The organism is Desnuesiella massiliensis (assembly GCF_001403615.1).
Taxonomy (GTDB): Bacteria; Bacillota; Clostridia; order Clostridiales; family Clostridiaceae; genus Desnuesiella; species Desnuesiella massiliensis.
On the sequence record NZ_LN879456.1, the window covers coordinates 414052 to 440496 of the forward strand.

The following is a 26445-nucleotide window of genomic DNA, read 5'->3' on the forward strand; positions in this document are numbered from 1 at the left end:
GTATTATTCGGATTATAACGAATGATGGAATAAAATATAAAAATATTGTTGACTATATATATTTTCAATGTTAATCTATAAGTAGATTAATTGAATAAATTTTATCCATATAATCCTGGTAATAGGGTCCGGGAGTTTCTACGAGGAGGCCTCAAACCTTCTGTCTATGGGTAAATCTTTAGCATATATAGTCTTTAAAAGCATTAAAGATTTGTTTGCCATACTATAGAGAAGCATGTATAAGCTTGAGCTGAAGTTGTTTCTCTATAAAATACCGCTATAAGATTTGCCTATAATCTTTTAGTGGTATTTTATTTTTTATAAAGGAGAGATTTTGCAATGAATAATAATATCAGAGTTGTTTATGTAGAAAAGGAAGAAAACTTTGATGTAGAAGCTAAAGAATTATTAAAAGATTTTAAAGAAAACCTATTGATAAAGGAATTAGAGGAAGTAAGAGTTGTAAATAGATACATTGTTAAAGGCATCAGTGAAGAGGTATATGAAAAAGCGTTATTTACTGTTTTTTCTGAGAAAACTCAGGATGTGGTTTATGAAAAGTTAGAGTTAGATTCAAATTACATAGCCTTTGGGGTGGAGTATCTGCCAGGTCAATACGACCAGAGAGCAGATGCTGCAGAGGAATGTATAGAGATATTAACCCAAGGAGAAAAAGCGGAAGTTAAGTGCTCTAAGATAATTGCTCTAAAAGGAAATTTAAATGATAATCAGGTAGATAAAATTAAGAATTACTATATAAACCCTGTAGATTCAAGAGAAGCATCTCTAAATAACCTATCCATAGAAAATGTTTTTGAGGCTCCAAGATCCATAGAAAAAGTATCTGGCTTTATAACTATGGAAGAGGGAGAACTTATTAAACTTCATAATAAGCTAGGATTAGCTATGACTTTAGAGGACTTAAAGCTTTGCCAAAGCTACTTTAAAGAGGAGAAAAGAAACCCTAGCTACACAGAAATAGCTGTGATTGATACTTATTGGTCCGATCATTGCAGACACACCACCTTCCTAACAACTATTAAAAACATAAATATTGAAGAAGATTTATACTCAAGGCCTATAAAAAAAGCCTATGACAAATATATAAGTTTGAGATCCTTAGTTTATAAGGAACCTAGAGATATAACTCTCATGGATATAGCTACTATAGCTATGAAGGAAATGAGAAAAAGAGGATTACTAGAAGACTTAGATTTATCCGATGAAATAAATGCTTGCACGATAAAGGCGGATATAGAAACCACAGAGGGAATTAAGGAGTATCTAATATTATTTAAAAATGAAACACATAACCACCCTACAGAAATAGAACCTTTTGGTGGAGCAGCTACCTGTCTTGGAGGAGCTATAAGAGATCCTCTTTCAGGAAGAGCTTATGTGTATCAAGCTATGAGAGTAACAGGAAGTGGAGATCCGAGGGAGGATGTAGAATCCACTCTAAAAGGAAAGTTGCCTCAGAGAAAAATCACCTTAGGGGCGGCAAAGGGTTATAGCTCTTATGGGAACCAAATAGGCCTAGCTACAGGACAAGTTGCAGAAATTTATGATGAGGGTTTTAAAGCTAAGAGGATGGAGATAGGAGCAGTAATTGGAGCTGTACCAAAGGAAAATGTAGTTAGGGAAAAACCATCCTTAGGAGATGTGGTTATACTTCTTGGAGGCAGAACAGGTAGAGATGGCTGCGGTGGTGCCACTGGTTCTTCCAAAGAACACACTGAGGAATCCATAAATCTATGCGGTGCCGAGGTGCAAAAGGGAAATGCCCCAACGGAAAGAAAAATACAAAGATTTTTTAGAAATCCAGAGGTGAGCAGATTAATTAAAAAATGTAACGATTTTGGAGCAGGGGGAGTGGCAGTAGCTGTAGGAGAGCTTTGTGATGGTTTGGATATAAATCTTGACTTAGTACCTAAGAAATACGAGGGACTTGATGGCACGGAGCTAGCCATATCAGAGTCTCAAGAGAGAATGGCTGTGGTTATAAAAAATAGCGAAGCTGAAAAGTTTATAAACTTAGCCTTAGAAGAAAATTTAGAGGCTACTATAATAGCTCAGGTTACTGATAATAATAGGTTAAGAATGTTATGGAGAGAAGAAGCTATTGTAGATATAAATAGAGACTTCTTAAACACCAATGGAGCCAAAAGCTACGCAGAGGCTTTTATTAAAGCACCCTCTAAGGAAAATAACTACTTCTTAAAAGCCAAGGCTAAGTATAGTGAGGATTTAAAAGATAATGTAAAGCTAATGTTATCTGATTTAAATATAAGCAGTCAGAAGGGATTGGTAGAAAGATTTGACAGCACCATAGGAAGCGGAACTGTGCTTATGCCATTTGGAGGTAAGTATCAGCTTACGCCGGCAGAAGGTATGGCAGCTAAAATTCCTGTGCTTCAAGGTGAAACGGATCATTGTTCCTTAATGAGCTATGGTTATAACGCTGATATAGCTAAGTGGAGTCCCTTCCATGGAGCCCTATATGCTGTGATAGAATCTGTTTGTAAAATTGTAGCTATGGGTGGAGATTATACTAACATAAGATTAACCTTCCAAGAATACTTTGAAAAGCTAGGAAAACATAAAGAAAAATGGGGAAAACCCTTTGCAGCTTTACTAGGTGCTCTATGTGCTCAGGAAGAATTAAACATAGCAGCCATTGGAGGAAAGGACAGCATGTCTGGTACTTTTGAGGAAATAACAGTACCACCAACTTTAGTTTCCTTTGCTCTAGCCTTAGATAAATCAAAGAATGTAGTTTCACCAGAATTTAAGGACTTAGGAAGTAAAATAGTTTTAATAAAAACAGAAATACTTGAAGATCTTACACCAAATTTTGAAGTTTTAAGAAATAATTTAAATTCTATTAAGAGACTTATAGATCAAAAGAGGATTATATCAGCCTTTAGCTTGAGGGAAGGCGGCGTAGCTGAAGCACTATGCAAGATGAGCTTTGGTAACAAAATAGGAGCTAATATTACTTGGAAGAAAGCTTATAGAGAGCTGTTTAAACCAAGTTATGGTTCCTTTATAGTGGAGATACCTTCAAACTTATCCTTAGATTTTATGGAAGCTATAGATTATGAAATCTTAGGCTGTACCCAAGAGGATGAAACAATAATCATAAATGAAAACAGATTAGATATAGAGGAGCTTATAAAGCTTTGGGAGGCGCCATTAGAAGGAGTTTTTCCTTCAAAGAGTGAGCTAGAAAAAACAAATAGTCTCGAAGCTAAATTATTTAGTGGAAAAAGCTATAGCATATTTAACAAAAAGGCTGAGCCTAGAGTATTCATTCCTGTATTCCCAGGTACTAATTGCGAATATGACTCTATAAAAGCCTTTGAAAAAGAAGGTAGCAAGGTAAGCAGCTTAGTGTTTAGGAATCTAACTAAGGAAACACTAAAGGAATCCCTTGAATTGATGAAAAAAGAAATAAATCAGTGTCAGATCATGATGCTGCCAGGGGGCTTTAGTGCTGGGGACGAACCAGAAGGCTCAGGAAAGTTTATAGCTACGGTGTTTAGAAATCCACAGCTAAAGGAAGCTGTGATGGAGCTATTAAAGGTGAGAGATGGCTTGGTTTTAGGGATATGCAACGGCTTTCAAGCACTGATAAAGCTAGGATTGGTGCCCTACGGAGAGATCCTTGATATAGAAGAGCCTATGGCTACCCTAACCTATAATAGTATAGGACGGCATGTGTCTTCTATAGTAAAAACTAAGGTATCCTCTAAGCTTTCACCTTGGCTAATGGAAGCAGAATTAGGTGGGGTTTACGACATACCAGTATCCCATGGAGAGGGTAGGATTATAGCCTCAGAGGATTTAATTAAAAAGCTAGTGGATAATGGACAAATAGCCACTCAATATGTGGATTTAGAAGGAAGAGTAACCTTAAATATGCCTTATAATCCTAATGGATCAGCCTACGGCATAGAAGGCATAACTAGTCCCGATGGAAGAGTTTTTGGTAAGATGGGACATAGTGAAAGGATTGGTAATAATTTATATAAAAATATAACAGGAAACTTTGATCAAGGTTTGTTTAGATCAGGGGTAAAATATTTCAAATAAATGAATTGTGTAGGAGGATGAATATATGAAAGTAGCTATAATTTTTGGAAGTAAGTCTGATAAAGATGTGATGAAGGGCGCTGCAGAGGCTCTTAAGGAGTTTAATGTAGAATATAAAGCATTTATACTGTCTGCTCATAGAGTGCCAGAAAAGCTTATGGAGGTTTTACATTCCTTAGAAGAAGAGGGCTATGAGTGCATAATAGCTGGTGCTGGTTTAGCGGCTCATTTGCCAGGAGTTATTGCCTCACACACAACATTACCAGTGATAGGAGTACCAGTAAAGGCAGAACTGAACGGGTTAGATGCCCTTTACTCCATAGTACAAATGCCGAAATCCATACCTGTAGCCACTGTGGGAATCAACAATAGCTTTAATGCAGGTATGCTAGCGGTGCAAATCCTTTCTACAAAGTATGAGAGCTTAAAAGAAGCTTTAAAGCAATATAGAAAAAACATGAAAGAAAAATTTATAAAAGAAAATAGTGAAGGAGTGGAATTGTAATGGAAAAAAGAGAAATGTTATATGAAGGAAAAGCTAAGAAGATATTTGAAACAGATAATGATAAGGAAGTAATTGTTTATTATAAAGATGATGCCACAGCTTTTAACGGAGAAAAGAAAGGTCAAATAGAGAGCAAGGGTATGCTTAACAATAGCATAACTTCAAAATTATTTGAGCTTTTAGAAAGCAAAGGAATCAAAACTCATTTTATAAAAAAATTAAATGAGAGAGAACAATTATGTAAGAGAGTGGAAATAGTTCCTGTGGAAGTAATAGTAAGAAATTTAGCAGCAGGAAGCATGGCCAAAAGATTAGGACTAGAAGAAGGCTATGAATTAAAAACCACAGTATTTGAGATATGCTACAAGAATGATGATTTAGGAGATCCGCTTATAAATGATCATCATGCTGTGGCTATAGGATTAACTACCTTTGAAGAGCTAGAAAAGATTTATGAGGTTACAGCTAAGGTTAATGAAGTATTAAAAGAGTTCTTTTTAAAGCAAGGCATAAAGCTTATAGATTTCAAATTAGAGTTTGGAAGAGCAGAGGGAGAAATATTATTAGCAGATGAAATATCACCAGATACCTGCAGATTTTGGGATTCAAAAACCAATGAAAAATTGGACAAGGATAGATTCAGAAGAGACATGGGCGATGTTAAAGAAGCCTATGTAGAAATTTTAAACAGAATAGAAGCCTAATTAATTAATAAGTGAGGATTAAATAGATGAAAAATCCAATTATTGATAAGTTCAAAGAAGAATGCGGAGTATTTGGTATATATTCTCCCGAGGGCTTAGATGTATCAACTCTTACCTATTATGGACTTTATGCCCTTCAGCATAGAGGGCAAGAAAGTGCTGGTATTGCAGTATCCAATGGAGAAGAAGTGACTTGCCATAAAGCTATGGGTTTGGTAACGGAAGCTTTTAATGAAGGAATATTAAATAGTCTAAAGGGGATTTCAGCCATAGGTCATGTAAGATATTCCACCACGGGTTCCAGCAATGTAGTGAATGCTCAGCCTTTATTAACTAAGTACAAGCTAGGTTCCATGGCCATAGCTCACAATGGGAATTTAGTAAATGCTGATGTGATAAGAGAGCTTTTAGAGGATGGAGGCTGCATTTTTCAAACCTCTATAGACTCTGAAGTGGTGCTAAGTCTTATAGCAAGAAATGCAAAAAAAGGCATTGAGACAGCAGTATTTGATGCTATACAAGCCATAAAAGGATCCTATGCCATAGTTATATTAACAGAAGATAAACTGATAGGAGTAAGAGACCATAATGGTATTAGACCTTTATGCATTGGAAGGATTAATGAAAGTTATATATTATGCTCAGAAAGCTGTGCCTTAGATGCAGTAGGAGCAGAGTTTGTAAGAGATGTAAACCCAGGAGAGATAGTAGTTATAGATAAGGATGGGCTAAGAAGCTTAAATAGGGCAGAGAAAACCCAATGTGAAACCTGCGCCTTTGAGTATATATATTTTGCAAGACCAGATAGCACTATAGATGGCATTAATGTTTATGAATCTAGAGTAAGAATGGGAGAAGAGCTTTATAAGGAATGCCCAGCAGAAGCAGATATAGTTGTAGGAGTACCGGATTCAGGTATATCTGCTGCGGTTGGTTATGCTAAGGCTTCTAATATACCCTATGGTATAGGATTTGTAAAAAACAGATATGTGGGCAGAACCTTCATCACTCCTAATCAAGAAATGAGGGAAAGAGCTGTATCAGTAAAGTTAAATCCTCTCAAAAGCAACATTGAAGGCAAGAGAGTGGTTTTAATAGATGATTCTATCGTAAGAGGAACCACCAGCAGAAGACTAGTGGAACAACTTCGAAAAGTAGGAGCTAAGGAAGTACATTTTAGAGTATCCTCTCCAGTAGTAAAGTATCCTTGCTATTTTGGAATAGATACACCTTATAGAAAAGATTTAATTGGAGCGAATATGACCTTAGAAGAGATAAGGGAAGAGATAGGTGCAGACAGCCTTGGGTATATAAGCATGGAAGGATTATTAAAGTCCTTTGGCGGAGAAAAAAGATTTTGCTTAGGTTGCTTTAAGGGCGTTTATCCTGTGGCAACTCCTATGGAAACATCAAAAGATCATTTAGAAAGGTAGTGTTTTTATGATAACTTACAAGGATGCTGGAGTGAATATAGAAGAGGGATATAAATCCGTAAAGCTCATTAAAGAATATGCCATGAAAACTATGAGTTCCTTAGTAATAAATGATATTGGAAGCTTTGGAGCTATGATGGAACTGCCAGAGGGCTATAAGAAACCAGTACTTGTGTCTGGCACTGATGGAGTAGGTACCAAGCTTGAAATTGCCTTCAGAACTAAAAAGTATGATACTGTGGGCATAGACTGCGTGGCCATGTGTGTTAATGATATTCTATGCCACGGAGCGAAGCCACTATTCTTTCTAGACTATATAGCTTGCGGCAGACTAGAAGCAGAGGTGGCCTCTGACCTAGTAAAGGGAGTTTCAGAAGGGTGCATTCAGTCCTATGCATCCTTAATAGGTGGGGAAACTGCGGAGATGCCTGGCTTTTATAAAGAAGGAGAATATGATATTGCAGGTTTTGCTGTAGGCATTGTAGATAAGGAAAACATAATTGATGGTAAGAGCATTAAAGAGGGAGATGTTTTAATAGGACTAGCTTCCTCAGGCTTTCACAGCAATGGCTACTCTCTTTTAAGAAAGGCAATGCCAGATTTAAACTTAGAATTTCAAGGAAAAACCTTAGGCGAAATTTTATTGACTCCTACAAAAATCTATGTAAAACCTATACTAGAGCTTATGAAGAGCTTTGAAATAAAGGGTATGGCTCATATAACTGGGGGAGGTTTCATAGAAAATATACCTAGAATGCTTCCTAAAGGATTAACCTCAGTGATTAATAAGCACAGCTATGAAATACCAGCCATATATGATTATTTAAATAGTCTAGGAGTAGATTATGATCATATGTACAACACCTTTAATATGGGAATAGGTTTTGTATTATGCGTAGAGCCTTCAATTAAAGAAAAAGTTATGGAAGCTTTAAACTCTCTAGGAGAAAAGGCTTATGAAATAGGCTATATAACCTCTGGAGGTGAAGGCATTTGTTTAAAATAGCGGTGCTGGTTTCTGGAGGAGGTAGTAATCTGCAGGCCATAATAGATAGCATAGAAAAAGGACACTTAAATTGTTCTATTGAAGCAGTAATAAGTGATAATGAAAAAGCACAGGCTGTAGAAAGGGCTAGTAAAAAAGGAATTCCTACTTATGTGTTAGATAAAAACAGCTATAGTGAGAATTTTGGAGACAAGGTACTGGAGATAATAGATGGACGTGTGGATTTAATTGTGCTAGCAGGGTTTTTCTCTATTTTAAAAGGAAAAATATTAAGCAAGTTCAATAATAAAATAATTAATATACATCCTTCTCTAATTCCAAGCTTTTGTGGCAAAGGCATGTATGGCATAAAGGTTCATGAAGCTGTAATAAAAGCAGGGGTTAAGATAACGGGCTGTTCAGTACATTTTGTCAATGAGGAAATAGATGGAGGAGCCATAATCCTTCAGAGGCCAGTGGAAGTAAAGTTTAAAGACACTCCAGAGGAACTTCAAAAAAGAGTGCTTAAGGAAGAACATAATTTACTGCCGGAGGCTATAAAACTAATAAGTCAGGGCAGGGCTAATATAATAAATGGCAGGACGGAAATCATCTAAAAAATATATATACCCTTATTTTCTGTATATCTCTTAAGAGAGGAAAGGGAGGAAAAAATGAAAAGAGCTTTAATCAGCGTTTTTAATAAACAGGGAGTTTTAGAATTTGCAAGATTTTTAGAGGAAAGAGGAGTGGAGATACTATCCACTGGAGGTACCTATAAATATTTAAAGGAAAATGGAGTTAAAGTTATAGAGGTAAGCTCCGCAACTAATTTTCCAGAGATGCTAGAAGGCAGAGTAAAAACTCTACATCCTAATATACATGGGGGCATACTAGCTATTAGAGATAGCAAAGAACATATGGAAACCTTAGAAAAAATGAATATTACTCCTATAGATATAGTAGTGGTAAATTTATATCCTTTCTTTGAAAAGTATAAGGAAGATTTAAGCTTTGAGGAAAAGGTAGAGTTTATAGATATCGGTGGGCCAACCATGCTTAGGTCCTCAGCTAAAAACTTCAAGGATGTTTTAGTGATTACAAAACCTGAAGATTACGAGCCTGTTATGGAAGAACTAAGAGAAAGTAATAAAGTAAGCTATGAAAAAAGAAAAATATTAGCAGCTAAGGTTTTTAATTTAATGAGCGCCTATGATGGAGCCATTGCTAACTTCTTATTAGAGCAGGAAGAAAACTATTATCCAGATTACCTAAGCTTAAGCTACAAAAAATCCCAAGATTTAAGATATGGAGAAAATCCGCACCAAAGCGCTGCTTATTATGTGTCTACCACAGAAGAAGGAGCTATGAATAACTTAGAAGTATTAAATGGAAAAGAGCTTTCCTACAATAATATAAAGGATTTAGACATAGCTTGGAAGGTAGCATGTGAGTTTGAGGAAATAGCTTGTTGTGCTGTAAAGCATAATACACCTTGTGGTGTGGCTATTGGAAGCACTATACTAGAAAGCTATTCAAAGGCCTATGAATGTGATGAAATATCTATTTATGGCGGCATAGTAGCCGTAAACAGAAAAATAGATAAGGCTACTGCTGAAGAGATGAATAAAATATTTTTAGAAATAGTAGCAGCTCCAGACTTCGATGAAGAGGCCTTAGAGATTTTAAAGAAGAAGAAAAATTTAAGGGTAATAAAGTGTCTTAAGAAGCCATTAAATAATAAAGCCTTAGTATCCGTAGATGGTGGTATATTAGTTCAAGATGAAGATAGAGAATTAATAAAAGAATTAAAGGTAGTAACAGAAAAGGCACCCACACAAGAAGAAATGTCAGATCTTATTTTTGCTATGAAAGTAGTTAAATATGTAAAATCCAATGCCATAGTAGTAGCTAAGGATAAAAAAGCTCTGGGTATTGGAGGGGGTCAAGTAAACAGAATATGGGCTGCAAAAGAAGCCTTAGAAAGAGGAGAAGGAGCACTAGTTTTAGCTTCAGATGCCTTCTTTCCCTTTGAAGATGTAGTACAAGAAGCTTCAGCTCATGATATAAAGGCTATAATTCAACCAGGTGGCTCCGTAAGAGATGAAGAATCCATAAGAGCTTGCAACGAGCTTGGCATAAGCATGATTTTTACAGGTATAAGACACTTTAAACATTAAAAAGAGGAGGATATCCTATGAAAATTTTGATTATAGGCTCCGGTGGAAGAGAGCATGCCCTAGCGTGGAAGATATCACAAAATCCTTCTGTAAAAAAGATTTACTGTGCTCCAGGCAATGGAGGTAGCGCCTTAGAAGATAAATGTGAAAATATAAATATTTTGGATATAGACGAATTACTGGCTTTCTCAAAGAAAAATCAAATAGATTTAACCGTAGTAGGACCTGAAGAGCCCTTAACCAAGGGTATTGTAGATAAATTTAAAAGTCAGGGTTTAAACATATTTGGACCAGCACTATCAGGAGCTAAGCTTGAAGGCAGTAAGGTATATGCTAAGGACTTTATGAAAAAATATGGAGTGAAGACAGCAGCATATGAAAGCTTCAAAGAAGCTAGTTCAGCACTTCAGTATATAAAAAATTGTGAATATCCCATAGTGATAAAAGCAGATGGATTAGCAGCTGGGAAGGGAGTAGTAATTTGTGATAACCAAGCTATGGCTGAAGAAACCATAAATGCCTTTATGCTAGAGGATATATTTAAAGGCTCTGGAAAAGATATTGTAATTGAAGAGTTCCTTCAAGGAGTAGAAGCCTCCATACTCTCAATTACAGATGGAGAAACCATACTACCTTTTATCTCTGCTAAGGATCACAAGCAAATTTTAGATGGAGACAAAGGACCAAACACAGGAGGAATGGGAGTTATTGCCCCTAATCCTTATGTAAATGAAGAAGTTATGAAAGATTTTAATATAAATGTAGTGGAACCTACTCTAAGAGGCTTGAAAGCAGAAAATATGGATTTTAAAGGCATCATTTTCTTTGGAATTATGATAACTTCAAAGGGAACCTACTTGCTTGAATATAATGTGAGATTAGGAGACCCTGAAACCCAAGCAATTTTAAGCCTTATGAAAAATGACCTGCTAGAGCTTATAGAAACCTGCCTAGAAGGAAATTTAAGCAGTTACAAGCTTCAGTGGAAGTCAAAAAGTGCTTGCTGTGTGGTAGCAGCTTCCTCGGGCTATCCAGGGATTTATGAGAAAGGTTTTCCTATAAATATAGAAAAAAGCCTAAAGGGTAAAGTATTTATAGCAGGGGCAGAGCTTAAGAATAATGTTCTAAAAACCACTGGAGGAAGAGTACTATCCTTAGTAAGTCTTGGAGATAACTTAGAAGAAGCTAAAAGTAATGCCTATAAAGAATTAAAAGAGGTTAATTTCGAGAATATGTATTATAGAAGCGATATTGGGGTAATGCACAGTTAAGAATTTGCAACAGACAACGAAGGAAAATTGAATATAAGTAGATATAAAAAATGGTTTATCATCATTGATAAGCCATTTTTTATTTGTAGATTTTAATATATATTAGTAGCTCACATATTATTGGAAGTAAGTGTTATAATTGGTATAGGAACTTTGAAAGGGGATATTTATGGAGATTATAACACTGTTAGAGAATAGAACTATATCTAAAGAGTATAAGCATAAGCATGGATTATCATTATATATAGAAACAGACAATCATAAGATATTATTTGATACAGGAACAGATGAATCCTTTGCCCATAATGCTTCTAAATTGGGTATTAAATTAGAAGATATAGACATAGCAGTAGTGTCTCATGGTCATTATGATCATGGTGGTGGGCTGGAAGAATTTTTAAGAATCAATAATAAAGCAAAGATTTATATTGGAAAAGGAGCTTTTGGCAATCATCTAATAAGATTATTAGGTTTCATTAAGTATGATATAGGATTGAGAAAAGAACTACTGAATAGTAATAGATTTGTATTTGTAGAGGAAATAGAAAAAATAGATGATGAGTTAATTTTATTTGGAAATGTTAAAGGTGAGGAATTTATACCTAAAGGTAATGAAAAATTACTAAAAAAATATAATGATGGCTCAGTTAAGAAAGATGATTTTGAACATGAAATAAATTTACTAATTAATGAAAGTAACAACTATAGTTTATTTTGCGGATGTGCCCATAAGGGTATCATTAATATAATTGATAGAGCTAAGAATATTACAAATAGCAATTTGAGGGCAGTAATCGGTGGATTTCATTTGATGGGAATAAAGGTTAAAAATTCAGATGATAAGGATTTTTTGGATAAACTTTCGAATATTCTAAATAGCAGCAATGTGAGTAAGTATTATACCTGTCATTGTACTGGTGAAGAAGTTTATAATTACTTAAGAGAAAGTATAAACAATTTAGATGAGTTAAAAACAGGGATGACCATTCATATCTAATAAAGTCTATAGTTGAATAGGCTATCTGGGTAGAAAAGATGCAAATTATTTTATAAAAATGTAACGTAATTCTAAAAGCAGCATATGATGTAATTGTAAAAGTAATTTTTAAAGGAGCTAAGATGAAATCAAAAGTGACTTTTAATAGGAGCGGTAGTGGCTCTGTAAGTGGAAAAGTAGTAATTCCTGCTGCTTTTCTGGAGATCCTTAAAATAACAAAGGATGAAAGAGACATTGAGATAACCTTAGAAGGCAATAAAATCATAATAGAGAAAGGAGTTACTAATATTAAAAAAGAATTAGAAGTTAATTTGACTGAAATGGGCTATGCTGTAGGAGAAAGAATAAGGAATGAGAAAGACTGGTTTATTGAAGAGTTCACTAAACTTACTAATGGAGTTAAAGATGCGCAAAAGGCAAAGGAATTAGCTGTTAAAGTAGCTACTATTGCTATGGAACCAGTTCCTAGATTGTTTATAAAGGATACTTCGGTGATTTATGAAAATTGGGATTTAGTTTTATCTTATTTTGGAGGAGTTTATATCGCTATAGTAAAATAAAAAAGTGAAAAAGAGAGATTTGGATAAAAACCTAGCATATTCATGGTTTGAGTATTAAGCCATGATAACTTCTTCATAGGGGCTTAAGCATAAATTATTTAAGTCATTCTAACAGAGTAGAAACTGGGGTGAGAACTTTCTATTCAATATTATATGAGGGAAGGGTTTTATATGAGAGAGAGAAATTATTCTTTTGACTTTTTGAAAGGATTGGGCTGTATAGGTATAATATGTATTCATTCGGCTGTGTTCATTGGAGTGAGCAAAGACATAAATTTTATAATTAATACCTTGGCAAGATTTGCGGTGCCTATATTTTTTACGGTATCTGGTTATTTCTTTTTTAAAAATATTAAAAAAGAAGGCTATTTTAAGAAATATATAGTGAAACTAATAAAGATATATATATTTTCTCTAATTGCTTACTTAGGTATAGACTTAATATTTAGGGGGGCTGCACCCGGAATGCCAATATTTTTATCAGAAATCAATTCGGGGAGGATAAATATACTAGAGATAATATTCATTGCTTTCTTCATAGGAGGATTATCTTTTTCTTCCTATGCCATGTGGTATATACTATCTTTTATATATGGGATAATCATAATATATTTTATATGCAGAAAAGATGTTTCAAGAATAAAGTGGGTGCTTTTAATATCTTTTACGCTAAATATACTAGGCTTGTTTGGAACAGGTCAATCTTATAATGTGCTTTTAAAATATCCATCATTAACGACCAGGGAAACATTACATTTTGCTTTATTTTATCTATCCTTAGGTTCATATATTGCCACACAAAAAGAAGAAAATCCACAGAAAAACTATTCAATAAAGTATTTAGGCTTTTCTATATTATTTTCTATATTGATGCTTTTAGAAAGATGGATTTTAGTATATAAATTTAATGCTACTTGGGGAGATTATTATATATTTACTATACCAATGATATACTATCTCTTTAAGTTTGCTTTAAATTATAGAGGCTTTAAGAAGAACAATATATTTGTTAAAATGGGGGGAAAATCTTTAAGCATCTATTTAATTCATACTATTGCCATATCTTTTGTTCAAATGCTTTCAATTAAAATATCACCTAGCGCTATGAATAGTATTTTATATAATGTAATACTGGTTCCATTAGTAGGATTTATAAGCTATAAATTGGCTAGTATAAGTAGTAGAATTAATAAAAATAAGATAACGAGTGAATAATTCATAGTGATTTCATGGAAATAGAGGAGTTTATATGATGAGTAGAATTTATATACAAAAATTCCCATTAAAGGAAGATTTTAAAGATTGTTTTAATTTAGTTAATAATGAAAAAGTAATGGCTATGGTTACAGAAAGAGCAATTCCATTATCCGAAGTAAGAGGATATTGAGGTCATGTCCAACTGTGTATTCGTGGAGAGATTCCAAAAGATTAAACGAAGAAAAGAACTTTAAACAGTAAAATTCCTTAAGGCGAAAGTGAGCCTTAGGGAATTTTTTTACTGTATCGGTATGTTAAAGCTTAATAGTGATGATTACAATTTGCTATTTTATAATGGTATTTTTTATAAACATAAGCATTATTGAATTGTAAAAACTATTAAAATATAATTAATTTAAGAATTGAATTATAATTTAGTTTTATTTAAAGGAATTATATTGAATTATAGGAGGAAGAAAAATGAACAATAAGAAATCAATTAGAGGTAAACTTCAAACTTTTTCTGGAGCTATGATGGTTCCTGTTATTCTCCTTGTAATAGTAGGTTTTTATGTAGGTGTTGGTAGTGCATTTACAAATTATATCCTTCCAAAAGGAAACATTCTCTATGCTATTTTTGATATCATAACTGGAATCGGTTTCATGATCATGCGTTATCTACCTTTATGGTTTGCAGTAGGTATAGCCTTTACCCTTTCTAAAAAAGAAAAGGGATGGGGTGCTTTAGCAGGACTTTTCTTATTCTTTGCATATATAACAGCCATCTCCAAATTTGCAGGATACATGGGATGGACTGAAAGTTCAGTAACTGTAGATAATCTTATAAAAGCTGGCTACACTCAAGAAAAAGCTATGAACTTTAATTCGCTTTGGACAAACTTTGCGGGAATATTCACTTTTGATATGGGAATATTCAGCGGTATTATTTGCGGTCTTGTGGCAGCATGGGCCAATAATAGATGGTGTGAAAAAGAATTGCCAATGCTTTTCTCTTTCTTTTCGGGAGCTAAATATGTAATTATCATGGTTTCTCTTTTGGCTGTACCTCTTTCTATTATCACTTATTATGTATGGCCTATAATTGCAAGCTTATTACAATACCTTACTAATTTTATAACATCCACAGGTCTTTTTGGAACATTTGTATTCGGAACTTTGGATAAAATGCTACTTCCATTTGGTATACATCATCTTATAGCATTCCCTATTGAGTATACACGTGTTGGTGGTACTATGATGATAGATGGAACTTTATTTGAAGGTGTTAGAAATATAATTAATGGACAGGCTGGCTCCGCTGGTGCAACAGGTTATATAACAAGAAACTTTACAACTGGTCGTATTTTATTCCAACTTGCTGGTATTCCTGGTGTTGGAGCGGCTATGTACTTTACGGCAAAAAAAGAAAACAGGAAAAAAGTTCTTTCAATAGTATTACCAGCTGTTCTTACACTTATGTTGGTTGGTATTTCAGAACCAATAGAGTATACGTTCCTGTTCATTGCTCCAGCACTTTACTTCGCAGTATATGCTCCCCTTTGTGGTTTGTGCTATGTAATTGCAGAGTTGGCAAATGTATCTATTAATGGAAATGCACTCTTTTTTATGATACCTAACCTTTTACAACCACAAAAGGTTCATGCAATGGCACTGATTTACCTTTTACCATTGACTTTTGCAGTTTATTTCTTCGTTTTTAAATTCCTTATAGAGAAATTTAATCTTAAAACTCCTGGACGTCAAAGCGATGAAGAGGGAGATATTAAATTTATGAGTAAAAAAGAATATAATGAAATAAAAAAAGGTGAAAAGTCTAAGGCAGATAATAAAAATAAATTACCAGAAGCTATTGTAGAAGCTTTTGGGGGTGCTTCTAATATTGAAGAAGTAACATGCTGTGCCACTCGTCTTCGTGTAACAGTTAAGGATGTAGCTCTAGTTGCGGATGAAAAAGTATGGAAAAATGATTTAGAGGCATTAGGAGTTGTGCGAAATAATAAATATTTTCAAATAATTTATGGTACTCGTGTCACTACGTTGACTACAAAGGTCAAAGATGTATTAGAAAATATTTAATAAATTTAAGTTATTTGAATTGAGTGATAGTAATAATCTATCACTCAATTTTTTACCAAAGAAATTTACTAATTATTTGGGAGGAACCGATAATGCCTCATGATGAAAATAGAGAAGTGATAAAAAAGTACTTTTTAGAGAGGTTAGATTTTTACAAAGAATGTATAATCAGAGATATTGGAAGGCTTGTAGCTATGCCATCTGTGAGAGATGAAAACACTATTAAGAAAAATATGCCCTTTGGAGAGGAGATAAGCAGAGCCTTTGATCTAATCAAAGAAATTGCTGATGAATTCTCATTAAAGTGCGAGATTTTTGATGGCTATGCTCTTCATATAGAGTATGGTGAGTCAACAAAGGTGGTAGGCATTCTTACCCACACAGATATTGTACCTTGTGGAGAAATCTCAAAGTGGGAATCAGACCCCTATGTGCTTGATTTAAGAGATGGATTTATGTATGGAAGAGGGGTTAATGATGATAAGGCTTCAATAATAGGTTTAATGTATATCATGAGAATTTTAAAGGAGGCAGGATATAAACCCCAAAAGAAAATAAGGCTTATAGTGGGTGGTGCAGAAGAAACCACTTGGGAGTGCATGAAATATTATTTAAGTAAAAATTCTCCCCCAGATATAGCTTTTTCTCCAGATTGTGATTTTCCAGTAGTAAATTGTGAGAAAGGAATATTACGTGGGGAATTACGAAAAAACATAAAGATTTCGAAAGCTTCAACTCATAAGCTAGTAGGTATTCAATGCTATAAGAGTCATGACTTTGCTTTAAATCATATTGTTGTAGAGATAGAAACAAAGGACTACGCAGCTATTGAAATATGTGCAAAAGGAGCCTCAAGAGTATGTCTTGATGGAGATATCGCTACAGTTGAATATATTTCTAATAAAAATCTTTCGAGGAACCCTCAAAGGTCTCCTCATGCTGCGTGTGATTTTTTTGAAGATTTTTCTCATCTTTCAAATATAGATGAAGCTTTGAAAAATATACTTTATATTATAGGCAAATGGTTTCCACAAAAGCCTTTTGGTGAATCTATAGGAATATCCTATACTCACCAAGAAACTGGATATCTTACAATGGCCCTTTGTTACCTTTCTTATAGCTTAGGAGAGCTCGCTATGGGCTTTGATATTAGATATCCTGCGGGCATTGAAGAAGATTATATTCTAAAAAAACTTTCTTTACAGGCTGAGGAGGACAAACTTTCAGTACAGGTTATTCAAAGAAGAGAACGCTTATATATACCTTCAGACAGTTATCTTGTAAAAACTCTTCTTGACTCATATGAGACCGTCATGGGTGAGCATCCTGCTCCAGTAACAAAAGGAGGCGCTAGCTATTCAAGGGCAATTCCTAATTGTGTAGGATTTGGGCCAACTTTTGCAGGGGAAACTCCAAATTCTCATAAAGAAAATGAGTGTATGAGTGTTGAGAGCTTCTTTAAGGCTTTAGAGATATATCTTGAGGCAATATTACGTCTATAAATCTTATAGATAAGTAATAATAGGCAGTATTATTTATAATTTACCACATTGTAAAGGTAGATTTTATGAGGGCTGAATCCATTGACTGCAAGTATTAGTGAAGATAATATAAAAAAGAGTTTAGGAATAAGGCATCGTAAAAAAATAACTAGTCAAATATACGAGTAGACTGACTAGTTATCTTTTTGGAGATGCCTAAACCTAAAAGCTAAAAACTAAATACGAGGAGTGACAAAATGAAAAATAGGGAATTGGTAAAGGATTATCTTTTAATAACACTATCAAGTTTATTGATGGCTGTTGCAGTAAACTTCTTTTTTAAAGAACATACATTAGCACCGGGTGGTATAACAGGAATGTCCATAGTTGTAAATGCTATTACAGGACTACCTTTGGAGTATGTATCCTTTGGTATATCAGGGCCATTATTAATAATGGGAATAATATTCTTAGGAAAAAGCTTCGGTATTAAAACTTTATATATAACATTAACTACTCCAATATTTTTAAAGTTAATTCCACAAGTTCATATAACGAATAACCTTTTAATAGCTGGAATTTTCGGGGGATTACTTGTAGGAACTGCTATCGGCATAGCTTTAACAAGAGAATGTGCTACAGGAGGAACTGATTTACTTGCAATGTTAATAAATAAAGTGATCAAATTTTTAAAACTGCCTGTAATATTATTTTTATTAGATGGAACTGTGGTAGTTGCCTCAGGATTTATTAGTAAAAATTATATGGTATCAATTTACTCTTTGCTTTCTTTATTAGTAATAGTGAAGAGTGTAAGCTTTATTACCACTAAATTTAAACTTAATTTTAATTAGTTAGAAGTTTTTAGCAGCTTACTTGATAAAAGTAAGCTGCTAAATTTAATAATATAAATTATTTATTTATAGATAAAGTATTTTTTATAGTATATATATTTTTAACAATGGAACGCAATCTTACGATGTCTTGTTTATTTAGTACTGGTGAGATATTTATTATATCTACCTCTATGTTTAACTTTAGGGGGACAGTACTTATAATTATATCAATATCTTCTAAGTCGCTTATCTTTATAAAGGAGGAGGATTTGGTAATCACTATATCTAATTCACCAATCTCATGACGGAGCTTGTTTCTTAAAAACATAGTTTCACCTGTGCCACCATGGCAAACCAACAGGGTTTTAAGGGGTTTCTTCGCTCTATCGATTGCCGAAGCTAGGTGAAGCGTTATATATCCGATTTCATCGTCATTAATCTTAACATCTAAAAATGCTTCAAGGATATATATAGAATCCTTTACAACCTTAAAGGTGTTTGGATAGTATTTAAAAATCTCATCTAAAATTGGATTAGAGGTGAATATTCCATACTTAATGCCATTGATAACTGGTTTTAAATGAGTCACCAAAGATGCCAAAAGCTCACTATCTTGACTTAGTGGAACCCTAATTGTGTTTTCCCAGTGAAGAATCAAAGCCTTAGCAATGGCTATAACCTCTGTAGCTTCATTATTATCTGCATTATCCATATTAAGCATACTATTAATAAAATTATTTGTTTTAGAACATAGAAGGTGCAGCACTAAATTATATATCTCATCTTCTGGAAAATTTATGTTAAAGGCTGCTTCTAAATTTCTAAATAATTCTGTTGCGATATTAAACTCTGAAGTTCCCTTTAATTTTTCTTTATATTCTTCAGAAATATTAATATATTTATTTGATGATACCCTGATAAAGATTATAATTACACTGACTAAAAGAGCTAATAGGGACTCGTCTGATAGATTGTAATTTACAATACTTTCTGTAGAAAGCACAGCATCTTTTAATTTAATAAAATCGATATCAATAAAATCTTTGAAAATTTTTAAAGGGGTATAGGATATACCGGTTTCTTTCCCTCCATTGTTTAAAACATCTAAAAGTTCTAGATAGCTTTTATTTGAACAAATAAGATAGAACATGGCTTCTCTTAGGTTTTCTTCATTTGCATCTATTTCTGTACCATAATTAGTTTTTCTAACTAACCTAATATTGTATTTCTTTAGCCATTTTTCTACAGCAAGTAAATCTTTGTGTATGGTAGCACGACTGACATAAAGACTACTGGATAGATCCCTTATTCTAAGTTTTGAATTACTTACAAAGAGTTTTGCAAGAATGTAGTTTATTCTATCCTCTGGAGAATATTCTTCTATAAAGTTTGACTTTATAGCAAGGCTATTTAAAACTTTAAGTTTAACGCTTTCATCTCCGCGAATGGCAATTCCTACACCTATCTTTTTATCTAAAGTCAAATTAAATTCTTTAAGCCATTCTTCAAGAATCAATAAATCATTCCTAATTGTTTTATTACTGCAGTTCAATGCGGTTGCAATAGTATTTACTGTCATATAAGCATTTTTACTGAGCAAAAGTTCAGCTTCCGATATTATTCTTTTGTTCATATTCAACCTCCTTGAAAGTGCTAGGTTTATGAAGATTAAAGTATCTTTAGGACTATTATACACAAAATACATTTATTTTACGAAGGTCATTAAATGTTTAATTTACCACAATAAGGTGGAAAGAACTACTGAAGGGTATCCTTACAAATCAAGATGACAAGAATAATTTAATCAATATTGTCTATAAATTGCCACATCTTTTAGTTAAGTTTTGTTGCTGTCAACTATGTTGAATGCTATATATGAGCTAATTATAATTAAGTTATAATGTTAAATCAATCAAAATAATATTAAGGGAGGAAAATGATGTTTAACTATTTTCAACCATCAAAAATTCATTTTGGACAAGGTATGCTAGAAAAACTAGCAAAAATATCTTCAAAGTATGGGGACAGATGTATGTTGGTTACAACTCCAAATGTGGAACCATTAGATAAACTTTTTGGAAGAGTGAAGAATCTATTATCTTCAGAGGGTATTGAAGTAATTCATTTTGATAAGGTATTACCTAATCCAACTGTAGAGATTGTTAACGAAGGATTTAAGTTAGCAGCAGAACATAAGGTGGATTTTATTTTAGCAGTAGGGGGCGGCTCCAGTATAGATACAGCTAAGATAATAGCCTTAACTAATGGCTTAGAATCCATAGATTGGGATAATTTATTTTCAAATTATACAAATCCCTTTGAAAATTATTCGCCATTAAGTGAATATAAACTACCTTTAATTGTAGTACCCACTACATCAGGAACTGGAAGTCAGGTTACTCAAGCGGCAGTGATTACTAAAGGTTTGGAAAAAAATACAATATTTCATCCGAATAACTTCTCAAATGAATGTATAATAGATCCAGAGCTGATGAAGACACTTCCGCTAAAGATAACTGCTTCTACTGGATTTGATGCATTCACCCATGCTTTTGAAAGCTATATAAATAAAAGAGCATCTGTATTTACAGATATTCAAGGAATTAAGGCCATGAAACTGGTAATAGAAAACCTACCAAAAGCTGTTATGGACGGGCAAAACTTAGAATATAGAGAAAACCTTGCAATAGCAGATAGTTTAGCAGGATGCAGCTTAGCCAATTCAGGTGCATCAACTCCGCATCCTTTAAGTGAAATTATAGGAGGCATAACCAACATATCACATGGAGAAAGTTTAGCAGTAGTTTTCCCAGCCTTTGTTAAGTGGTCATGGAACAATAATATAACTAAGTTTGCTAAGGTTGCCAGACAATTTAATAAGGAACTATATAAGGCAGAGGATAGAGAGGCAGCGGAAGCTTTATATGATGAATTAGTTAAGTTCTTAAAGATTATTGGTTTATACAAAACTTTAAAGGATTTTGGTGTAACAGAGAAACAATTAGAAGAGATTTTGCAGTGTCCAATTTTGGGATTCTTACCTTTTGGAAGTAAGGAAGAGTTACAAGATATTATCAGAAGCTCATATTAAATCAGGAGGAGACCTTAATGTATAAATTAGTTTGTATAGATATGGATGGCACTCTTTTAGACAGTAACTTTACTATTCCAGCGGAAAACATAAGAGTTTTACGAGAAGCTATAAAAAAAGGAACAGAGATAGCATTAGTTTCTGGTAGGCCATATAATATTGGAAAATACTTTGCAAATATTATAGCTCCCCAAGTTCATGTTATAGGAACTAATGGAACATATTTTAGGTATAAGAATGTATCCTATGAAAAGAATTTAAATAGGGAGCAAATAAAGAAGATTTACGAGGTCATATCTAAATATGATTTAACAGTTCACTTCAAAGGATACAATAAGCTTATTAGTAATGTGCCTGTAGAAATAGATCATCCTTATAAGAGAGTAAATCCTATGCTTAAAGAAGAAGATAGAATTCAATTTGTTGAAAATGCATCAATAGATAATCTATTGGATGCAGATAATGGAGATATATTTAAGGCTATATCCTTTAATAGAAATAGGGATTTTATAGGTATGGTTAAAAATGCTAAGGAAGAGCTAAAACAATATAGTGATTTAGAAGTAGTAAGCTCTAACGAACTTAATTTTGAAGTGATGAATGCTGGTACATCTAAGGCGGAAGCCATAAAAATACTGAGCAGCTATCTTAAAATTGATAAAAGTGAAATTATGTGCATAGGTGATAATGAAAATGATATATCGATGATAGATTATGCCGCATTAGGAGTGGCTATGGGCAATGGCAGCGATGAAATAAAGGCAGTGGCTGATTATATCACTGATACTAACGATAATGCTGGGGTGGCAAAGGCTATTTTAAAGTTCATAATCAATGAAGATTCATAGTATTATTTATAATTTGCCACAATGTAAAGGTAGATTTTGTAGGTGGTAAATCCATTGACTACAGGCTTTGACGGAGGTAACATAAAGATGAGTTTAGATTCAAAACTCATTATAATTCAATTCTTATAATTAACAATAAAACAATAATTAAATAAAAAGTCTAGGAGGGTCATATATGAAACATATTAAGATAGCAGCAGGATTAGCACATGTTAACTATGGAAATATAGCAGCAGTGGTTAAGGAAGCAATGGATGCCGGAGCAGATTATGTTCATTCAGATGCAGCTGATATGTACAATTTAAAGAATATGCAGTTAATGGGAGGCCATCAAATAATAGAAGGCATAAGACCAGTAACTGATAAGATGATTGAATGTCATATATATACAACTGAATGTGATAGATTATTTATAGAAAAATTAGCTAAAGTAGGATGTAACATGTTAATAATTCCAGCAGAGCAATTTTTAGGGGCGCCTTTAGCTTATATAATTAATTACTGCAGAGAATTTGGAATGAAAGTAGGATTAACAGTAGGTTGCTATACACCATTATGCTTTGTAGATGAGGCTATATATGATATAGATAGATTACACATAGTTACTCATGGAGTTGACGAAACAGATGGTCAAGAGAACTGGGGCTGGAGAAGAAGTGTAATCGATATGGTTAAAAGAGCAAGAAAAATGATCGATGAAAAAAACCCTAAATGTGAATTAGCCATAGATGGAGGGCTACGTTCAGATAATCTAGAACCATTAATAGAATGCAATCCAGATGTAATAGTACTTTCATCAGCTATATTCAGAGAAAAAGATGGAATTACAGCTGGTGTTCAAAAATGCAGAAAAGCAATTGATGAATCAGTTGCTAAATTGGGATTATAGTACTTCATAAATTATTTTACTCATTGCTCATATAGAAAAGGAGAATTCCAATGAGATATATTATTGATACTGCAAATGAAGAACAAATACAAGCTGCATTAAGCATGGGTGTTTGCGGAGTAACGGCTAATCCATCTATGTATTTAAAAAACAACGTGGATTTTTACGGATTTCTAAAAAGGTATTCTTCACTAGAACTAGAATTTTTAAGTGGTGAAGTAATGGGAGACACCTTTGAAGAAATGAAAGAAGAGGTTAATAAAATCTTATGTATTAATAAGAACATTGTAATAAAAGTAAATTTCTCTACCGAGGGATTAAAACTCTGTAAATATTTAAAAAATCTTGGGATTAAGGTAGCAATTACATTGATATTTGATATAAGACAAGCTATTGCAGCCATTAATGCAGGAGCTGATTATATTTTCCCTTTTGTTGGGAGAAATGAAGAAATCGGTAATGATGGACTACAAATAATTCATGAAATACAACAAATTATAAAAGATCAGAATTATAAAACAAAGGTGGTAGCAGCTTCAATAAAAAATCTTTATCAATTAGAGCAATTAGCCATGTACCATATTGATTACGCTGCTATCCCATATGACCTGCTCATTAAATCTCTAAATCATCCCTTAACTACTAGTGGATTAAAGACTTTCAAAGAAGACTGGGAAAAGGTAGAAAAGTAAAGAGAGGCGTTTATATGTTTAATTTTTTAAAAAAGAAAAATAGTGTTGATTTACTTGCACCAGTGAGTGGTACTGTAATTGCAATAGAAGAGGTAAAGGATTCCGTATTTTCAGAGAAAATGATGGGGGATGGTTTTGCCATTGATACCACAGGATCTACCTTTGTAGCTTGTGATAGTGGAGTAATCACTATGATTTTTGAGACAAAGCATGCATATGGAATGACGCTAAGTAATGGAGTAGAAATATTAGTGCATATAGGATTGGATACTGTAAAGGAAAAAGGAACTGGGTTTAAAGCATTAGTGTCTGAGGGAGAACAGGTGGAAGCAGGTACACCTATAATTGAGATCGACCGTGAATACCTATTAGATAAGGGTTATGATTTAACTACACCAGTTATTTTTACCAATCAATCAACTTATAAATCAATAGAAGCAAACCTTGGAAAGAAAGTAATAGCTGGGAAGGATATTGCTGCAACCTATATCAAAAAGGATTAAGAATAAAATTTTAGAAACAAGCTATAAATTTATTTAAAATTGTAAAAGCCAACTTTTAAAATGTTGGCTTTTGAGCTATATAAAGGGAGGTATTAAAGTGAAGGATATTAAAGGGAACTGCTTAGTGGCCCAATCAGGAGGACCCAGCAGTGTAATAAATTCTTCAGCTTATGGTGTAATAAAGGAGTTTTTATCGTTAGATAGTCCTTTTAAAGCTTTCGTAGGGTTATACGGCATAAAAGGTATTCTAGATAGAAAGATAGTTAACATTGAGGAGTTTTCTAAAGATTCAATAGAAGCTTTAAGGTATATGCCTTCCTCAGCCTTAGGTTCTTGTAGATACAAACTTGCTAATTATGAGGATAATGATGAAGATTATATAAGACTTATAGAAATTTTTAAAGAGTTAGATATAAGATATTTCTTTTATATTGGTGGAAATGATTCTATGGACGCAGCCTACAAAATAAGCAAGTATGCAGAGATTTTAGGATATGATATAAAGGTAATAGGAGTTCCTAAAACCATAGATAACGATCTTGTAGAAACGGATCATTGTCCAGGTTTCGGAAGTGCGGCTAAATATGTGTCTAATGTTGGTCTAGAAATGTGGTTTGATATAAATACATACGAAAAAGATTCCATTATGATAATGGAAGTTATGGGAAGAGACGCAGGATGGATAGCTGCATCCACCGGCATATTGCAAAAATTAGTACCAAACATGAATCAGCTTATATACTTACCTGAAGTCATCTTTGATAGAAATAAATTTTTAGAAGATGTACACAAAAGTCTTAGAAATAACAATAAACTTTTAATAGTAACCTCGGAAGGTCTTAAAGGAAAAAATGGACAATATATAAATATAGATGATAACTGTTATGAAACTGATGCTTTTGGACATAAACAGCTTGGAGGTATAGGAAAATATCTTCAGCAAATAGTAAAAAATAATATTACCAGCAGTGTAAAGTTATCAGAAATTGGTGTAATACAAAGATGTGCAATGCACTGTATATCTAAAACTGATTTAAGTGAGGCTGAAATGGTTGGAAGAGCTTCAGTAAACTATGCACTAGAAGGATATACCGGATATATGGCTGCACTACAGAGAGAAAATCATGAAGAATATAATTGTATTACAAAGCTTTCTAAGCTTGAAGATGTTTGTAATAAGGTAAAATGTGTACCTGCACATTGGATAAATGAGTATAAAAATGGGGTTACAGAAGATATGATAAATTACATAAAGCCCCTTATCACAGGCGAGGTTAATACCTTAGGAGAAGATGGATTATTGAGATATAAAGATGTGGGATTATTTAGATAGCACTATGAGAGTGTAATGAATTAAGGAATAGTAGTGTGATTTTCACTAATATATAAAATTCTATTGATTTATTTTTATAGATAAATAAAAGTATATGCGAAAGAACAGATTGATGTCTGTTCTTTTATTTTTTTTACTTAACATAATTTCTTCCCGCTTAGTAATTTTATGAAGTTTATAAAGTTCACTATGGGGTATTTTTGCAAAAATAAATTTAGATATGGTAATATTAGTATAGAACGAGAAAGTCTCGGTTATCAATATAATGCGAAAATATTTTATAATAGGATAGGGAGTGTAATTATGATAGATGTAGTAGCTGCTATAATTGAAAATGGAAGTGGAGAGATACTCATAGCAAGAAGAAAACAGGAGAAACAATTAGGCGGTTTCTGGGAGTTTCCAGGAGGAAAAGTAGATAAGGGAGAAAAACCTGAGGAAAGCTTAGTAAGAGAACTAAAAGAAGAAATGGATGTTTTGATAGAAGTTAAAGAATTTTTTGGAGAAAACATACATCAATATGATAGAGGAATTATTAAACTTATAGCCTTCAAATGCAAAATAATGTCAGGGACTATAAAGCTGGTGGATCATGATAACTGTGTTTGGGTAAGAAGAGAGCAGCTAGATAGTTACAACTTTGCCCCAGCAGATGTTCCTTTTGTAGAGAGGCTAAAAGAAAAGTTTCTCTAGTTTTTTATATGTAGTAAGTCATAAAAGCTAGGGGAAGTTTATTGGAATTAGGAGG

23 protein-coding genes and 1 riboswitch are annotated in these 26445 nt (G+C 33.4%); of the genes, 22 read left to right on the plus strand and 1 reads right to left on the minus strand.

Translation table 11 applies throughout. The features are described from left to right. Positions 1-85 precede the first annotated feature (85 nt). Positions 86-187, plus strand: a riboswitch (purine riboswitch). Between the two features lie 152 nt (positions 188-339). The 15 genes from BN2665_RS12630 (at position 340) to BN2665_RS12695 (ending at position 18359) form a co-directional block, all read left to right on the plus strand. After that, on the plus strand, positions 340-4095 hold the full coding sequence (locus tag BN2665_RS12630) for a phosphoribosylformylglycinamidine synthase (protein WP_055667474.1): 3756 nt from the start codon (positions 340-342) through the stop codon (positions 4093-4095). A gap of 25 nt (positions 4096-4120) precedes the next feature. Continuing rightward, positions 4121-4600, plus strand: coding sequence for a 5-(carboxyamino)imidazole ribonucleotide mutase (gene purE, locus BN2665_RS12635; RefSeq protein ID WP_055667475.1), 480 nt, complete (start codon positions 4121-4123; stop codon positions 4598-4600). Then, on the plus strand, positions 4600-5304 hold the full coding sequence (gene purC, locus BN2665_RS12640) for a phosphoribosylaminoimidazolesuccinocarboxamide synthase (protein WP_055667476.1): 705 nt from the start codon (positions 4600-4602) through the stop codon (positions 5302-5304). The genes purE and purC overlap by 1 nt, the downstream gene beginning before the upstream one ends. Before the next feature lie 26 nt (positions 5305-5330). Further along, positions 5331-6737 carry an amidophosphoribosyltransferase gene (purF, locus tag BN2665_RS12645; RefSeq protein ID WP_055667477.1) on the plus strand — a complete coding sequence of 469 codons (1407 nt, stop codon included), beginning with the start codon at positions 5331-5333 and terminating at the stop codon, positions 6735-6737. A gap of 7 nt (positions 6738-6744) precedes the next feature. Continuing rightward, entirely contained in the window at positions 6745-7743 is a 999-nt protein-coding gene (purM, locus tag BN2665_RS12650; protein ID WP_055667478.1) for a phosphoribosylformylglycinamidine cyclo-ligase, read from the plus strand. Continuing rightward, positions 7731-8339: a phosphoribosylglycinamide formyltransferase gene (gene purN, locus BN2665_RS12655; protein WP_055667479.1), complete on the plus strand. Its 609-nt coding sequence runs from the start codon at positions 7731-7733 to the stop codon at positions 8337-8339. Before purM ends, purN begins: the two co-directional genes overlap by 13 nt. 57 nt (positions 8340-8396) lie before the next feature. Continuing rightward, positions 8397-9902 (plus strand): bifunctional phosphoribosylaminoimidazolecarboxamide formyltransferase/IMP cyclohydrolase, encoded by a 1506-nt coding sequence (purH, locus tag BN2665_RS12660; protein WP_055667480.1) that lies wholly within the window; start codon positions 8397-8399, stop codon positions 9900-9902. A 17-nt stretch (positions 9903-9919) separates the two neighbouring features. Further along, positions 9920-11173, plus strand: a complete 1254-nt coding sequence (gene purD, locus BN2665_RS12665) for a phosphoribosylamine--glycine ligase (protein ID WP_055667481.1) — start codon at positions 9920-9922, stop codon at positions 11171-11173. A 169-nt stretch (positions 11174-11342) separates the two neighbouring features. After that, complete coding sequence (locus BN2665_RS12670; RefSeq protein ID WP_055667482.1) at positions 11343-12170, plus strand: MBL fold metallo-hydrolase; 828 nt, start codon at positions 11343-11345, stop codon at positions 12168-12170. A 122-nt stretch (positions 12171-12292) separates the two neighbouring features. Beyond that, entirely contained in the window at positions 12293-12730 is a 438-nt protein-coding gene (locus BN2665_RS27340; protein WP_055667483.1) for an AbrB/MazE/SpoVT family DNA-binding domain-containing protein, read from the plus strand. Positions 12731-12901: 171 nt separating this feature from the next. Then, on the plus strand, positions 12902-13945 hold the full coding sequence (locus BN2665_RS12680) for an acyltransferase family protein (RefSeq protein WP_055667484.1): 1044 nt from the start codon (positions 12902-12904) through the stop codon (positions 13943-13945). Positions 13946-13982: 37 nt separating this feature from the next. Next, positions 13983-14117, plus strand: a complete 135-nt coding sequence (locus BN2665_RS27740) for a hypothetical protein (protein ID WP_278335895.1) — start codon at positions 13983-13985, stop codon at positions 14115-14117. A gap of 290 nt (positions 14118-14407) precedes the next feature. Beyond that, complete coding sequence (locus tag BN2665_RS12685) at positions 14408-16024, plus strand: PTS transporter subunit EIIC (protein ID WP_082435905.1); 1617 nt, start codon at positions 14408-14410, stop codon at positions 16022-16024. Between the two features lie 92 nt (positions 16025-16116). Further along, positions 16117-17526, plus strand: coding sequence for a Sapep family Mn(2+)-dependent dipeptidase (locus BN2665_RS12690; RefSeq protein WP_055667485.1), 1410 nt, complete (start codon positions 16117-16119; stop codon positions 17524-17526). A 236-nt stretch (positions 17527-17762) separates the two neighbouring features. Beyond that, complete coding sequence (locus tag BN2665_RS12695; RefSeq protein WP_055667486.1) at positions 17763-18359, plus strand: YitT family protein; 597 nt, start codon at positions 17763-17765, stop codon at positions 18357-18359. 58 nt (positions 18360-18417) lie between these two features. On the opposite strand, the gene BN2665_RS12700 is transcribed toward BN2665_RS12695, so the two are convergent. Further along, positions 18418-19974 (minus strand): BglG family transcription antiterminator, encoded by a 1557-nt coding sequence (locus BN2665_RS12700; protein WP_055667487.1) that lies wholly within the window; start codon positions 19972-19974, stop codon positions 18418-18420. 306 nt (positions 19975-20280) lie between these two features. Here BN2665_RS12700 and BN2665_RS12705 point away from each other — a divergent pair, with 306 nt between their 5' ends. The 7 genes from BN2665_RS12705 (at position 20281) to BN2665_RS12735 (ending at position 26390) form a co-directional block, all read left to right on the plus strand. Then, on the plus strand, positions 20281-21432 hold the full coding sequence (locus BN2665_RS12705; protein WP_055667488.1) for an iron-containing alcohol dehydrogenase: 1152 nt from the start codon (positions 20281-20283) through the stop codon (positions 21430-21432). A 17-nt stretch (positions 21433-21449) separates the two neighbouring features. After that, positions 21450-22280: a Cof-type HAD-IIB family hydrolase gene (locus BN2665_RS12710; RefSeq protein ID WP_074042305.1), complete on the plus strand. Its 831-nt coding sequence runs from the start codon at positions 21450-21452 to the stop codon at positions 22278-22280. Positions 22281-22455: 175 nt separating this feature from the next. After that, on the plus strand, positions 22456-23169 hold the full coding sequence (locus BN2665_RS12715; protein WP_055667489.1) for a ribulose-phosphate 3-epimerase: 714 nt from the start codon (positions 22456-22458) through the stop codon (positions 23167-23169). A gap of 50 nt (positions 23170-23219) precedes the next feature. Beyond that, entirely contained in the window at positions 23220-23861 is a 642-nt protein-coding gene (locus BN2665_RS12720) for a transaldolase family protein (RefSeq protein WP_055667490.1), read from the plus strand. A 14-nt stretch (positions 23862-23875) separates the two neighbouring features. Further along, positions 23876-24364, plus strand: a complete 489-nt coding sequence (locus tag BN2665_RS12725) for a PTS sugar transporter subunit IIA (protein ID WP_055667491.1) — start codon at positions 23876-23878, stop codon at positions 24362-24364. A gap of 97 nt (positions 24365-24461) precedes the next feature. Then, positions 24462-25697, plus strand: coding sequence for a 6-phosphofructokinase (locus BN2665_RS12730; RefSeq protein ID WP_055667492.1), 1236 nt, complete (start codon positions 24462-24464; stop codon positions 25695-25697). Positions 25698-26000: 303 nt separating this feature from the next. Then, complete coding sequence (locus BN2665_RS12735; RefSeq protein WP_055667493.1) at positions 26001-26390, plus strand: (deoxy)nucleoside triphosphate pyrophosphohydrolase; 390 nt, start codon at positions 26001-26003, stop codon at positions 26388-26390. The last annotated feature ends 55 nt before the right edge of the window (positions 26391-26445 follow it).